A 15,208-nucleotide genomic window follows, 5' to 3' on the forward strand; every position below is an offset into this window, starting at 1 on the left:
TACTTTTAATTATTCATTCATATTAAGATTTTTATAAACTCATTATATGCCTACCTTAACAGGTATATAGTAGCTTACTTCTTATTTTACAATACAATGACCTAATTCAAAACGTATTCTACATAGTATTAATGAAGATTTAAGGAAACTTACATTTTTTTAAATAGGTCTTACCACTACTGTAACATAAAAAGCAAGCTATCAGTAGAAATCTGTCCTACAAATAGCTTGCTTTTCTTGTTTTTTAAGTAAGTTTTACTATCCAATGAATGGTATGAACATTGGGATGACAACTACTGTTACAACCCCAACTACTGTTACAGCAATACTTGCCATCGCTGCCTCTACCTCACCCATTTCAATTCCTACCGCAACTCCTAATGCATGACCCGCTGTTCCAAGTGCTAAACCTTTTGCAATCGGATGTTTCACTCTAAATGTTTTTAAGAATAATGCTCCTAATGCGTATACGATAACTGCGTTGAAAATAACTGCAAACGATGTAATTGCTGGAATACCACCAATACTTTCTGAAATTGGTAACGCAATTGCTGTTGTTGCTGCTTGTGGTAGCATTGAATTCATTACTGCTGTATCTAAACCGATTGCTTTTGCAACAATGAACACGACAATTACTGAGCAAATAGATCCAACCACGATAGCTGATAAAATTTGCCACCAATATTTTTTCAACTTATCAACTTGTTTATAGAGTGGGATAGCAAATGCAATTGTTGCTGGCTCTAAGAAGAAACTAATCATTTTTCCGCCAGTATTATATTCTTCAAAAGTAAAGTTACCTACCTTTAGAAAGACAATCCCTAATACCATCGCTACGAATAATGGCGTAAATAGGAAGAACCCTTTTGAATGCTTGAATAATAATGTTCCGATTCCGTATGCGATTAATGAAACGACGATTCCGAAATATGGAGTCATTGTGCTTGCCATGTTCATTACCTCCTAACAATATATAAATGCAATGGTTACGCAACCTTTCCGTGCTTGCGTCCTTTATTTACTACTTTCAATTCTTTTGTATCTTCTGTTTCTTTTTCATCTTTTCCTAAAATAAATTGTGCAAATAACCCTGTTACAGCGAGTAAAATAACTGTTGCTACAACAATTACAGTTAAAATTTGTACAAAGTATTGCCCCATTACACCAAGAGAATTAATAACTGAAATACCTGATGGGACGAATAAGAATCCAATAATACCTGTTAAAGCTGTTCCGAGTGATTCAACTTGCTCCAATTTAATAACTTTTAAACATAATAGACTAAATAAAATAACTAACCCGATTACCGATGAAGGCATTGGAATTGGTAAATGTGTTGCAATAATATTAGAAATTAACATAATAGCTGAGAATATGAATGCTTGTGATAAGAAACTATATACTTTTTTCGTACTCATTTTGGCCACCTCTTTCGATTTGGTACCTTTATTGTATAGGATACAAACGCATAAGTAAGCGTTTACATAACAGAACGTCAAATATACAGAATCAGTTACAAATATAAAAGGATGAAATACAAAAGCTGCTTCTTAAATACGAAGCAGCTTCTTGAGTTCTTTTGCATATGTACGGCTAACAGGTACTTTCGATCCTTCTTTCATGATTAAATTATAAGTAGAATTAAACCATGGCTGAATTTCAGTAATATGATTAATATTCGCAATAAAGCTACGGTGTACGCGCATGAAGCTTGCTTGTGGTAACTTCTTCTCTAAAATTACAAGTGTATCATGTGTTACATACGTTTCCCTCGTTGTTTTTACTGTTACTTTCCCATCTACAAGCCCTACATATATAATATCTTCAATATTCACAAGTACGATTGATTCTTCAATTGGTAATGCTAATTTATGCATCTCTGCTGTTACATCTGTCCCCTTTATTTCGTGCTTCGTTTCTATTTGCGCTTGTTTTTGTTTTTTATACTTCTTTAATGTCTGCACAATACGCTCTTCATCAAATGGTTTTAAAATGTAGTCTAACGCATCTACTTCAAATGCTTGCAGCGCATATTGATCATAGGCAGTAGCAAATACAATTGCAGGTGGATTTTTCATCTTCTTTAATATATTCGCGATTTCAAATCCGTTATCATCGGATAATTGAATATCTAAAAACACAATATCTGGTCTACTTTGCATTAGTTCTTCTAATGCGTCTTCCACACAATCAGCCTCACCAATTATCTCAACTTCTTTCGTTCTCTCTAATAAATACTTTAGTTCATCACGTGCTAACATTTCATCGTCAACTACTAGTACTTTTAACAATCTGCTCTTCCTCCCCTACTTTTTTTGGAATAACAAAAGTAATCTCTGTCCCCTCATTTAATTCACTTTCGATATGAAGCATCGTTTCTTTTCCAAATAATCCAATAAGACGTTCATTAATATTATATAAAGCTGTTCCAGTCCCTTTCTTTGACGAAACTACCATCTTTCCTAATTGTTCTAAACGTTCTTGCTCAATTCCCTGTCCATTATCTTTTACTTCAAAATGAACCATACCCTCTTTTTCAAAAACATGCACTTCTACTTCGCATACTGGTTGCTTCTTCGGAAAAGCATGTCGCAATGCATTTTCAACCAATAGTTGAAGAACAAATGGTGGTACTAAAGTTGTCTTTAGCTCATCCTCAATATACATCTTTACCTCATACTTATTTGGGAACCTTGCTTGTTCTAGTGATAAGTATGCCTGTACATGGTTTAATTCTTGTTCTAGTGGAATCAATAACTGACGTGCCCCTTGCAAATTACAACGGAAATATACGCTAAGCTGTAATAATAACTTCCTTGCTTTTTCTACATCTGTTCGGCATAAAGCTGATACTGTATTAATCGCATTAAATAAAAAGTGTGGGTTAATTTGCGCTTGTAATGCTTTTATCTCCGCATCTTGAAGTAATTTACTTTGCAACTCAGCTTCTCCTAACTCTAACTGCGTGGAGAATATTTTTGCTAACCCTTCTGCTAATTCCTCTTCCACACGACTTAACTGGTTAGGATTTTTGAAATAGAGTTTTAATGTCCCTATCGTATTTCCATGCGAAGTTAGTGGAATTACAATCGCCGCTTGCAAAGGGCAGCCTTCATGTTGACAATTAATAACCTCACGTGATTTCGCTTTCATTATTTTCCCTGTGTTTAACACTTCTTTCGACAAACCGGTTATTAAACTATGTGAAGGAATATGGTGATCTGATGCTAATCCAACATGAGCTAATATTTTCTCTGTATCTGTTAAGGATACCGCATCTGTTCCTGTAAAACGGTGAATAATTTGTGCCACATGCTTACATGATTCTTCTGTTAAGCCTTGGCGGAAATACGGTAACGTTTTATCTGCAATACGTAATACTTTATGAGTCTGAAGTGCCTTTGCATTCTCCTCCTGACGCAAAATAGCTTGTATCATAGAAAGTAAAATAAAACTTCCAAAACTATTTACAAGAATCATTGGTATCGCTATTGTTTTCACAACGCTAATTCCATCCTCTATAATTAATAAAATCATAAGCATTTCTAAAGATACGATAAAAACACTTAAAACTGCTGAAAATTTAGGAGTAATTGTACGATTATATTTTTTGAAAATATATCCGATATAACCAGTTATAATCCCAGCTAAAATAGAAGAGATTGCGCAGCTTAGCGCTGTCGTACCACCAAGCATATAACGATGAATACCAGCAATAAATCCGACTCCAACCCCTACAATAGGGCCACCAAGTAAGCCGCTAATACCAACACCCATAATACGCGTATTCGCAATTGTACTTGAAGAAGAAACACCTTGTAACCAGTTTTCATTCATAATCGTATTTCCTGCTATTTCAATCCCAGTGTAATTGCTTACAATTGTAAATACCGAAAAAATACAAATAAGCTTAAGCTTATCTACATAGCCATCCTGTTTATGAAGGAGGCGTCTGAAAGTTTTAATATGAGAGAGTAAAAATCCTAAAATAACTATAAGTCCGACTCGTTCGATCATCATGAGTACTAAATTTAGCATCTTTGATTCATTCCTTTTTATTTAGTTAGTTTTATTATGGGAAAATAATGAAGTCGGCGTCAAGAAGAACGAAATGTTTTTTGAAATATTTTACACATAATAACTTCCTCTTTATTTGACAATACAATAGAAGAGTGCTAAAAATAAAGTAATATAATACAGTCCTTTAACCCAACCCCGTGAGGTTGAGAAGGAAGTCGGAATACAATATACGTATGTTCTTTTTTGGGGATACGTATGCTTTTTTGGCCTTCTCATCATATCAGGTGAGAAGGCCTTTTGTTATTCTTCCATAGCGACTGTAGAAAATAAGGAGGAGTAATAATGAACGTCACTACTGATGTACAACAAGCAACAGAGGAGACGAAAGCGAAAAGATATAAAACATTATTTGGTTCTGCGCTAGGATATGCAGCAGAAGGTTTAGATATGTTGCTATTATCTTTCGTACTTGTCTATATTTTAAAAGAGTTTCACTTAAGTCCTGTTGAAGGTGGAAACTTAACATTAGCTACCACAATAGGGATGTTAATTGGTTCTTATTTATTTGGATTTATTGCTGATTTATTTGGCCGTATTCGTACAATGGCCTTCACAATCTTACTGTTTTCACTAGCAACCGCACTCATTTATTTCGCAACAGACTACTGGCAATTATTAATTCTGCGCTTTTTAGTTGGAATGGGGGTTGGTGGTGAATTCGGAATCGGAATGGCCATTGTAACAGAAACATGGTCTAAAGAAATGCGCGCTAAAGCGACATCTGTTGTTGCACTTGGATGGCAATTTGGTGTACTGGTTGCTTCACTCCTTCCAGCATTTATTGTCCCGCACTTTGGATGGAGAGCCGTTTTCTTATTTGGATTAATTCCAGCTTTACTAGCTGTCTATGTCCGTAAAAGTTTAAGTGAACCGAAAATATGGGAGCAAAAACAACGCTACAAAAAGGAACTATTGCAAAAAGAAGCTGCAGGTAAATTAACAACTACTGAAGCAGAACAACTAAAACATATAAAAAAATTCCCACTTCGAAAGTTATTTGCCAATAAAAAAGTAACAATTACAACAATCGGTCTTATTATTATGTCGTTTATCCAAAACTTCGGATATTACGGAATCTTCACATGGATGCCCACTATTTTAGCAAATAAATATAACTATACATTAGCAAAAGCAAGTGGCTGGATGTTCATTTCTACCATCGGTATGCTAATTGGAATTGCAATCTTTGGTATTCTGGCTGATAAAATTGGTCGCCGTAAAACTTTTGCAATCTATTATATTGGCGGTACAGTATACTGTCTCATTTACTTCTTCTTATTCACAGATTCAACATTATTATTATGGGGAAGTGCATTGCTTGGATTCTTTGCAAATGGAATGATGGGAGGGTTTGGAGCAATTTTAGCTGAAAACTATCCTGCTGAAGCTCGCTCTACCGCTGAAAACTTTATTTTCGGTACAGGACGTGGGTTAGCTGGATTTGGGCCTGTTATTATTGGCTTACTCGCTACAGGTGGCAACCTACTTGGAGCATTGTCCTTAATTTTTATCATCTACCCAATCGGGTTAATTACAATGCTACTATGTGTACCAGAAACAAAGGGAAAAGTATTAGATTAAACGTAAAAGAGGAAGCATCTCATTTAAGATGCTTCCTCTTTTACGTTTTTATTTATTTTGATTTACTAGCCTTCTGAAATAAGAATGCAGTTTTATCTTCTTCTTTTACAATACCTTGTTTTAATGCTAATTCTCCCGCAACTTTAGGCGCTAACCATAGCATCGGGAATAACAAAATTGATACCGGAACTGCCGTCACCACGATAAACGATTGTAGCGCATTAATACTTCCTTCACCCATATATAAAAGAATTGCTGCAACTGCGCCCATAATAAGCGACCAAAAAATTCGCAAACTAATTCTAGGATCTCCGTCTCCAGTCACTGCCATTGAAATGGAATACGCCATTGAATCTCCTGTTGTCACTACAAATAAAATTGTTAATAAAAGAAATGCTGGTCCAATAATATTAGAAAGTGGCAATTGTCCTGTAATTGCAATCATAGCTGCCGGCATACCAGATTCACTTAATGCGTCCGAGATAGACCCAGGATTCATCAACTCATAAAACACGCCTGATCCACCTAATATAGTAAACCAAAACGTTGTAATAATAGGTGCGATAATTCCAATTGCAACGATGATTTCTCGAATCGTTCTCCCTCTTGAAATTCGACTCACTAAAATTGCCATCATTGGTCCGTATCCAATAAACCATCCCCAGAAAAAGATTGTCCAAGATCCTAACCAACTTGTATCACCACGGTATGTGCTCATCGGTATAAACTCATTTACATAAAATCCAAACGAAGAAACAAACGAATCAATAATAAATCCTCCTGGCCCAAATAGTAATATGAATGCCATTAATACAATTGCTAATCTAACATTTAAATTACTTATAATTTGAATCCCTTTATCAATACCTGTTACTGCCGATATGGTAGACACGGCCACCACACAAACAATAATTGCTAATTGAGTAGTAAACACATCAGAAATTCCAAATAATTCTTGTAATCCATAACTTGCTTGTAAACCTAAAAATCCAATTGGGCCAATTGTACCTGCAGCTACTGCAATAATTGCAGCTGCATCAATTATCGTTCCAAGCAGGCTCTTTCTTAATTTTTCCCCCAAAATAGGATATAAAAGCGTTCGAGGTTTTAGCGGCATATCTTTATGATAATGTCCATACATCATAACTACCGCACTAATTGTACCTAAAATCGTCCATGCTAAAAATCCCCAATGCATATAACTTTGTGCTAAAGCAGGCATGACTGCTTCTTTCGTTCCAGCAGATATACCATCATGTATTGGTGGCACCGTCATCAAATGATACATTGGCTCTGCTGCTGCCCAAAAAACGCCACCTCCGGCAAGTAATGTAGACATAATAATAGCAAGCCATTTTGCCGTACTAATCTCAGGTTTTTCTAATCCTCCAAGCTTAACTCTCCCATATTTGGAGAACGCCATACACATCGCAACAATAAATGTACCTAATAATAAAACTTGCCAGAAGGCACCGAAATATTTAATTGAAAAAGCGAAACTTTTATTAATCGCACTCTCTACATAATCCTTGTTCAAAAAAACTGCAATTACAAATAATAAAAGTGAACCACCACTAATAATAAATACAGGCCAATCAGTTTTTCGACTCTTCATCCTCATTTACACTTCCTCCTTCCTCAGCAATCTAAAAAAACAACTTTATTATGTTTTATTGTTTAAAACCAAAACACAATAATTATATATGCATAACATTTTATCGACTTCCCACATACTTATGTTGTCCCTAAAAATATGCCAAATCCCTTATTAAAAAGAAAGAATCTCTTCCTCTTACATAAAAAAGCAAAACAAAAGACCTTATATTTCTATAAGGTCTTCGAAACAGAAATTTGATTATAACATAAGGAACTCCTTGGTTCAAAAAGCCTCTTCCAAAAATAACCGAGAGTAAAGGCTTCCATTTGCTACATAACAGTAATTTAAAAAAATTATATTTCACAGAAAAAACCTATACTAAATATCATTTATGAAAGAAATTTGGCTTCAAAATTTCATTCGGATACGGTTTATGATAAATGTGGGTGGTAGCTGGAGATAATGGTGGAATAAGCCATACCCAATTACCTGTTACAACACGACCACAAGCAGCTTCTTGCTTCTCAAATTGCTGAAATTGTTGTGCAGCAGTATGGTGATCAACAATACTAACTCCTTGTTTTTTAAAGGAGTGTAGTACGGCAATATTCAACTCAATTAGCGCCTTATCTTTCCATAAGGTACCGTTTCTCGATGTATCTAAATCCATCATCTCCGCAACAGCCGGAAGTAAATTATAACGATCATGATCTGCTAAGTTGCGCGCCCCAATTTCTGTTCCCATATACCATCCATTGAACGGAGCGGCTGTATAAGAAATACCGCCAATTTCTAAACGCATATCTGAAATCATTGGAACACCATACCATTTTACTCCAAGTGATGAAATAGGGTATTCTGGGTGTTCAATTGGCACTTCTTTTACTTCTTCTCTCGGAATTTCTTTATATATAGGCGCTTTTCCATCTATAGAAAACACAAGTGGCAATACATCGTAATTCGTACCTTCTCCTTGCCAACCAAGCTCCTGACAAAAGTCCGTAAATGTAGCGGAATGAGAATCACCAATCACTCCCGTTTCTGTTTTATATCCTGCATATCGAATCAATTGGTGATTATAAATTCTTATATTATTTTCTTCACCTTGATATTGCTTAAAAATCGTAATGGTTGGTTTAACTTTTCCGTCGTTCGTTGCATATTTAATATGATGAATTAATGCATTATATACACCCTCTTCATCATTTACTTCGCGCGCATCTAATATGTGCATCTTACTCCAAAATAGTCTTCCAATACATCTATTACTGTTACGCCATGCCATTCGTGAACCATGAACAAGTTCTTCAAATGTATGCTCATATGTCCCTGTCTTCTCTATCTCAATTTGAATTTCTTTTATACGTTCTTCTATCAATTGTTCTTTATGAAGCTCCTTATAACAAATCGTAATAAAATTACTTGCTTCCTCTATTAATTGTTTCGTTTTACTCATAAACAATCTCCTTCTATTTCAACAAAACCCTGCTACTTTACAGTATAAGCAAAAAGGATAGGAGTCACAAATGAAAGTGAGAGTGTTACTTTTATTGTAATATTTTTCAGAAAATTAATGGACTTACTATTGACTTATATGGAAAATGGGTGTATTTTTGACTCAGGTAAAGTATTTTTACCTAGACCAACTTTTTAAATGGAAAGGAGGTAATGTTATGTCTTCATTTCAATTGCCAAAGCTTTCATATGACTATGATGAACTAGAGCCACATATTGATAGCAATACACTTTCCATTCATCATGGAAAGCACCATGCGACATACGTAAACAATTTAAATGCTACTTTAGAAAATTATACTGAATTACATAATAAATCTTTAGAAGAATTGCTATGTAATTTAGATGCTTTACCGAAGGAAATTGTTACAGCTGTACGAAATAACGGTGGTGGTCACTATTGTCATAGTCTTTTTTGGGAAGTGATGAGCCCACGAGGTGGCGGTGAGCCTAATGGAGACGTTGCAAAAGTAATTGATTATTATTTCAATACCTTTGACAACTTAAAAGATCAACTTTCCAAAGCTGCTATTAGTCGTTTTGGAAGTGGCTATGGATGGCTTGTTCTTGACGGTGAGGAACTCTCTGTTATGAGTACACCAAATCAAGATACGCCTTTGCAAGAAGGGAAAATCCCCTTACTCGTAATTGATGTATGGGAACATGCTTATTATTTAAAGTATCAAAATAGGCGCCCAGAGTTTGTTACCAACTGGTGGCATACAGTAAACTGGGACCAAGTAAACGAGAAGTATTTACAAGCAATTCAATCACAAAAACATTAGTCGTACGTATAAGGTAAATTTGGTAATGTAAAATCAGTATTGTCGAAATCCTCCAGAATCCCCCGGATTGCCACCGGGGGATTTATGATTACTTCATTGTATTTATATAATGTTTTAAAACATTTTTCATTTCTAGTTCCAGCTCTCGGAACAAAAATCCGAATTCACGAGCCTTTCCATTATGTAACGTACAGTTAGTTACCTCATTATAAGGAGCTATATTTCCCCCAGCTTTCTGAATGAGTGCTTTTATTCCTGTCTTCTCTTCTATGAAATGAATAATTTCTTCCATAGAAACTACTCCGTTACTACAGGCGTTAATTGGTCCTCTCACATTTGCCATTCCGCACCAAGCTAGAAACTCTCCTGCCTCTTTTTCATGTATAAATGACAAAGTTCCATCTACATGATCCACAACGATAGGTTTTTGGTTCACAATACATTCAACGTAAAATTGTAACCTTTTCGTATAATCATTTTCTCCAATAACAACTGGAAAACGCACTGCAACGACTGGGAATGTTGCATGTTGAAATACAACGGCTTCAGCTAATCTCTTTCCTTCACCATAATTGAAGTCATTCCTATCTCCATACGCGATTGCATACTCGTACGGATTAAAGTCTTCTTCTGATAAGCTTAGGGCAGGTTCATAGACGGCCATTGAAGATGTCATAACATATTTCTTCGTTTTCCCTCGTAACACTTCACATATTACCTTCGCTGCATTCGAGCTATAGCATAAATTATCGTATACAATATCATAACTTTTATCTCCTAGACGCTCTGCTAGTTGTTTTTCATCTTCCCTATCTACAATAAGTCTTTTTACTCTACTGCCAAAAGAATCTTCCGTAATTCCTCTCGTCGCAATCGTTACATCGTGCCCCTCTTGCAAAAGTGCTTCTACTAAATGTTTACCAAAAAATCTTGTTCCCCCTAGCACCAATACTTTTTTCAACTTCATCATCCCCACTTTAGCAAATTGTAAAATACTACCTCTCTATTATAAGTGCTAACATATAAAAAGCATGGAATTCGTTTAACGATTCCATGCCTTTATACAGATAATATATTAACGTACTCGATATTTATAAATACAATAACAGAAGTATAAAATAGAAATTACAGATACATAAACCCATAATTCATATACGAATCCCTCTCCCCACACTCCCATAAAATAAAAGAGTGAAGGTAAAGTCAATGTTACCCATGATTGTACGAAGGCAATCCTTCCAAGATATTGATTAATGTTCTTCTTTTGTGTATTTAATACAAAGAATAAATACCAAAGTAATGCCCACATAAACCACGTTAACGCATTAACAACATCATGGAATTGAACAAATGAAACAACCATATAGAATAAGGCTATAATTGCTACCCAAATACAAAACCATCCTAGACCACTACTATCCATTCCTTTTATAAAAGTAACACCTACATATAAATAAGTTAATCCAAATAAGAAAGTAGCCGCATATGAATACACTGTCCAATTGCTTTGGTCAGAAATCATAATCAAATAAAACGGAATAATAATTTGTAGTGCACCCACAAATAAATTAAAAACACCCGCACTTTTCATCTCTGCTTTCCCTAATATAACAAGACTATTTAAAAATAAAGCTGCCCCTGAAAGTAATAATCCTACATAACCCATATATATTCGTGTGAAAATCTTTACCTTTCACACTTTTAACCTCCCCACACTATAAAATGATACTTATATTATTTTTCTTCCCATTTAAAACTACATACATAATTTTTCACCTAAATAAGTCAGACCTCCTACCTCAAAAAAGGAGTGAACTTAAAACGCTTTCAATAATAAATAATCCTATCAAAACATGAACTAGGATTCCTTGATTATAAACGTACTCTAGCAATGATACAAGTGTTGGAATACATTTCAATAATACGCTTTCAATTCCCATAAAAAATGAATAAAATAATACATTACTCTATCTCATTCTACTACCTTCTAGCATAAGATATTGTAAAATCATATCATTTAAAACAGCGAACGTTCTTTTCTAGGTTCGCTAATAAACTTAGTAGAAAATGAATATAAAAAATGACCTCTTGCTTTTATGCAAAGGTCATTTTTTATATTCATCATTAAACTTCTAAATAGCCATTTTTATTATTTGATTGCCATTTCCAAGAGTCAGCACACATTTCTTCTAATCCGCGTGTTGCCTCCCAGCCTAATTCACGCTTTGCTTTCGATGCATCAGCAAAACATACTGCCACATCACCTGGGCGACGCTCTGTAATTTTATAAGGAACTTTCTTGCCCGAAACTTTTTCAAACGCTTCAACCATCTCTAGTACACTATAGCCCATGCCTGTGCCCAGGTTATAAGCATCTACTCCTGTTGTACTCAGTACTTTCTCAAGCGCCTTTACGTGACCATTTGCTAAGTCCACAACATGGATGTAATCACGGACTCCTGTTCCATCTTTCGTTGGATAGTCATTTCCGAATACGCTTAATTCTTTTAACTTACCTACCGCTACTTGCGTTACATATGGCATTAAGTTATTTGGGATTCCATTTGGATCTTCTCCGATACGCCCACTTTCGTGTGCACCAAATGGATTGAAATAGCGAAGTAATGCGATACTCCATTCTGCATCTGCAAATGCTACATCACGCATAATTTGCTCAATCATTAATTTCGTTTGACCATATGGATTTGTTGCACTTAATGGAAACTCCTCCGTAATCGGTGACGTTTCCGGGATACCATATACAGTTGCAGATGAACTAAAGATTATCTTCTTTACATTATGTTTCTGCATTACTTCACATAGCACTAACGTGCTTGTAATGTTGTTATGATAATATGTTAATGGAATCGCTACTGACTCCCCTACAGCTTTAAATCCTGCAAAGTGAATAACTGCTTCAATTGAATTTTCTTCAAAAATTGCGTCAAGCGCTTCGCGATTTAAAACATCTTCTTTATAAAACTTAAATTGTTTTCCTGTTATTTCTTTTACTCGATTTATAGATTCTACCGAGCTATTCGAAAGATTATCCACTACTATAACTTCGTAACCGCTATTTAGTAATTCTACACATGTATGACTACCAATATATCCTGCTCCACCTGTTACAAGTATTGCCATAATTATAGTCCTCCATATTTCATTCATTATAAACTTCTCAAAGTATATCACATATTTCTTATCCTATGTTTAACATGCGAACACAGAAACTTACATTTTATCCCATAATAATTTTATAACATATACGATTCTAATCAGGTAATAAAAAAACGCCACATAATAAAATGTGAACTGCCCCAATGAAATAAGAGAAGGAAAAATTAAATGGAAAACAATCGAACTGAAAAAATAAGGGCAAACATAGAAATCATGGATCAATTAGGAATTAAAAATAAAGCACAGATTAAAATTTAGATAAATTGGCATCGTGAAGGTGGAACCTATCATTTTAGTCGCTCTGTAGGAAAACAAAGTACGCTACAAAAAAGCTAGTGGAGGAGGTATAACTGAAATAGAGAAACTTCAGATAGAGAATCGAAAATTTAAAATACAAATAGACATTTAAAAAAAGTACCACAAAATCGAGAGGAGTTGGTTAAAGAAGTAGTTGTAGAATTAGTGGTGTTAATGAAAAATGGGTTACAGATATTACATATTTGCCACTTGGTAGAGAGATGTTGTATTTATCAAGTAATATGGATTTATATAACAATGAAATCATTGCGTATGAAATAAGTAACAGACAAGACGCAACACTCTTCTTAAAAACAGTTGAGAAGGCGATAAAATCACAAAAAAAGGCTGAAATTATACTACATAGTGATTAAGGGGCCGTATATACCCCCTACGCTTTCCAAACGTTATCTAAAGAAAATGGCATTACCACAAGTATGTCCGTAAAGGAAATTTTCATGATAATGTAGTAATAGAATCTTTTCGTTCCTCATTGAAATCTGAATTATTTTATTCACAAGAAAAACAACTACCTTCAACTTCTACTCTCAAACAACACATTCATGATTACATTGAGTATTATAATACGGAACGTATTCAAGAAAAGTTAAATTGCCTGTCTCCTATAGAATACAAGAAACAGGTAGCATAAGTGTTTTTATCATGTGCCACTATTCGATTTCACTTCATAAAAATTATATGGTGTTTTTTTAGGCTATGGAGAAAGTCTTCTCCACAGCCTGTTTTTGTGCCAACACTGATAAAAAGAGATAAAGGAGAGATTTTTTATGATGAGTAATTTAAAAAATCATCGTGATGAACTTGTATCTGTTTCTGTAGAAGAATTAGTTCCACAAGATCATTTCCTTGGTACGATTGAAGCGACAATTAGTTTTGATTTTATTTAGGAAAAGTTAAGCCCTTCTTACTGTGAAAACAATGAACATCCGTCAATCCATCCTATTGTTTTATTTAAATGATGTTTATTGAATATTTTTATGGTATTCGTTCTGAGCATCAATTGGAAAAGGAGATTAAAATGAATATTGCCTACCGTTGGTTTCTAGGGTTTTCTCTATCAGATACTATTCCAAACCATTCTACATCCAGTTAGAATCGCCGTACCCGTTTTATTCATACAAATATTTTCGGAGAAATTTTTGATGAGATTGTGAGGCAAGCGACCGGGTACTGGATAGTGGAAGGACGTACGCTAATGACAGATCTACACATATTAGGGCCAATGCAAATAAAAAAATTTGTACATAAATATAAAAAAGAAAAAGCAAAGTCATATATATATGAACTAGAAGTTGCGGGAATCAGAGATCGTGAGGTACATGAAAAAAAGGATTAAAACCTAGAAAGGAAAGTGATATCCTCACTAAAAAATCTCGTATAAGTACCTCGATCCAGATAGTGGATTTGTAATGCGAGATGGGAAACCGAACACTGTTCATTCCTTAAGCCATCGTACGACTAATGTGAAGTACAATATTATTACAGATACTTATGTAAAGGCTGAAAATATGGCAGATTCCGAGCCATATTTACCACGCCTACAAACTCAAATTGATAAATTTGGATTTAAGGTGAAAGCAGTAGCCCTTGATGCGGGCTATATCTGTAAGAAATTATTAGAAAAAAATATATTTATGATGATGGGGTATCACCGATTTGAAAAGCGAAATAAAGAAGTACCGAAAAGCCAATTTAAATATGTAGAAGAAATGAATGCATTTGCTTTTTCGATGGGATACATTTTAGAGCATGCGACAACGGATCACGAAGGATATCGTCAATATAAATCGAATCCAGGAGACTAAGCCCTTTGTCCGCTACGTGGGGTATGCTTTTCAAAGAAACAAAATAAAAAGTTATCACTCTTCATATATGGGAGAAATATAAAGATATTGCTAGAAAAAACAAGTTAACAGTTACAAAAAAATGTTGTACAAAGTACGCTGTTTCAATATAAAATGAAGATTTGCAAACGCCAAAGAACTACATGACTATCGATATGCTTGATTTCAGGGGCTGAAGTCTGTCCAAATGCAGGCTTATCTCACCGCAGCTTGTCAAAACATGAAAAAAATGGCCCTCTATCTGACCAAAAGGGGCCTGGTGGAGGACTATATCTTTTAAAACTCTATTATTTTATGTTATTTTTATTAGC

The 15,208-nt window shown here is 34.8% G+C and carries 12 protein-coding genes and 2 pseudogenes; 5 read left to right on the top strand and 9 right to left on the bottom strand.

The genetic code is table 11. From position 1 onward, the window contains the following. Positions 1 to 258: 258 nt before the first annotated feature. The 4 genes from lrgB to lytS form a co-directional block, all read right to left on the bottom strand. Positions 259 to 951, bottom strand: coding sequence for an antiholin-like protein LrgB (gene lrgB / locus MKY21_RS27390; RefSeq protein WP_000168868.1), 693 nt, complete (start codon positions 949 to 951; stop codon positions 259 to 261). 35 nt (positions 952 to 986) lie between these two features. After that, on the bottom strand, positions 987 to 1,418 hold the full coding sequence (lrgA, locus tag MKY21_RS27395) for an antiholin-like murein hydrolase modulator LrgA (RefSeq protein WP_000104901.1): 432 nt from the start codon (positions 1,416 to 1,418) through the stop codon (positions 987 to 989). 132 nt (positions 1,419 to 1,550) lie between these two features. Next, positions 1,551 to 2,291: a LytR/AlgR family response regulator transcription factor gene (locus MKY21_RS27400; RefSeq protein WP_000921841.1), complete on the bottom strand. Its 741-nt coding sequence runs from the start codon at positions 2,289 to 2,291 to the stop codon at positions 1,551 to 1,553. After that, positions 2,269 to 4,038: a two-component system sensor histidine kinase LytS gene (gene lytS, locus MKY21_RS27405; protein ID WP_341077847.1), complete on the bottom strand. Its 1,770-nt coding sequence runs from the start codon at positions 4,036 to 4,038 to the stop codon at positions 2,269 to 2,271. The genes MKY21_RS27400 and lytS overlap by 23 nt, the downstream gene beginning before the upstream one ends. Positions 4,039 to 4,362: 324 nt before the next feature. Here lytS and MKY21_RS27410 point away from each other — a divergent pair, with 324 nt between their 5' ends. Continuing rightward, on the top strand, positions 4,363 to 5,661 hold the full coding sequence (locus MKY21_RS27410; RefSeq protein ID WP_001103402.1) for an MFS transporter: 1,299 nt from the start codon (positions 4,363 to 4,365) through the stop codon (positions 5,659 to 5,661). A 52-nt stretch (positions 5,662 to 5,713) separates the two neighbouring features. Here the strand turns inward: MKY21_RS27410 and MKY21_RS27415 are convergent, their stop codons facing one another. Next, positions 5,714 to 7,282 (bottom strand): BCCT family transporter, encoded by a 1,569-nt coding sequence (locus tag MKY21_RS27415; protein WP_341077850.1) that lies wholly within the window; start codon positions 7,280 to 7,282, stop codon positions 5,714 to 5,716. Positions 7,283 to 7,643: 361 nt separating this feature from the next. Beyond that, positions 7,644 to 8,714 carry a nitric oxide synthase oxygenase gene (locus tag MKY21_RS27420; RefSeq protein WP_000047625.1) on the bottom strand — a complete coding sequence of 357 codons (1,071 nt, stop codon included), beginning with the start codon at positions 8,712 to 8,714 and terminating at the stop codon, positions 7,644 to 7,646. 217 nt (positions 8,715 to 8,931) lie between these two features. On the opposite strand from MKY21_RS27420, the gene sodA reads away from it, so the two are divergent. After that, the gene (gene sodA, locus MKY21_RS27425) at positions 8,932 to 9,558 is read left to right on the top strand and encodes a superoxide dismutase [Mn] (protein WP_000094037.1); all 627 of its coding nucleotides are present in this window, start codon (positions 8,932 to 8,934) and stop codon (positions 9,556 to 9,558) included. An 88-nt stretch (positions 9,559 to 9,646) separates the two neighbouring features. Here sodA and MKY21_RS27430 read toward each other — a convergent pair whose 3' ends face one another. From MKY21_RS27430 to galE, 3 genes are all read right to left on the bottom strand, one after another. Further along, entirely contained in the window at positions 9,647 to 10,528 is an 882-nt protein-coding gene (locus MKY21_RS27430) for an NAD-dependent epimerase/dehydratase family protein (RefSeq protein WP_341077853.1), read from the bottom strand. Positions 10,529 to 10,633: 105 nt separating this feature from the next. Next, complete coding sequence (locus tag MKY21_RS27435; RefSeq protein WP_000542569.1) at positions 10,634 to 11,224, bottom strand: AmiS/UreI family transporter; 591 nt, start codon at positions 11,222 to 11,224, stop codon at positions 10,634 to 10,636. A gap of 458 nt (positions 11,225 to 11,682) precedes the next feature. Further along, complete coding sequence (galE, locus tag MKY21_RS27440) at positions 11,683 to 12,699, bottom strand: UDP-glucose 4-epimerase GalE (RefSeq protein ID WP_000996548.1); 1,017 nt, start codon at positions 12,697 to 12,699, stop codon at positions 11,683 to 11,685. Positions 12,700 to 13,193: 494 nt separating this feature from the next. Here galE and MKY21_RS31255 point away from each other — a divergent pair, with 494 nt between their 5' ends. From MKY21_RS31255 to MKY21_RS27450, 3 genes and pseudogenes are all read left to right on the top strand, one after another. After that, complete coding sequence (locus tag MKY21_RS31255; protein WP_414638723.1) at positions 13,194 to 13,406, top strand: DDE-type integrase/transposase/recombinase; 213 nt, start codon at positions 13,194 to 13,196, stop codon at positions 13,404 to 13,406. Between the two features lie 68 nt (positions 13,407 to 13,474). Next, positions 13,475 to 13,684: pseudogene (locus MKY21_RS31260) on the top strand (IS3 family transposase); the annotation flags it as partial. 136 nt (positions 13,685 to 13,820) lie between these two features. Then, positions 13,821 to 15,177 (top strand): annotated as a pseudogene (locus tag MKY21_RS27450) (IS1182 family transposase). Positions 15,178 to 15,208: the final 31 nt, after the last annotated feature.

The organism is Bacillus sp. FSL R9-9497 (genome assembly GCF_038005805.1).
GTDB lineage: Bacteria > Bacillota > Bacilli > Bacillales > Bacillaceae_G > Bacillus_A > Bacillus_A cereus.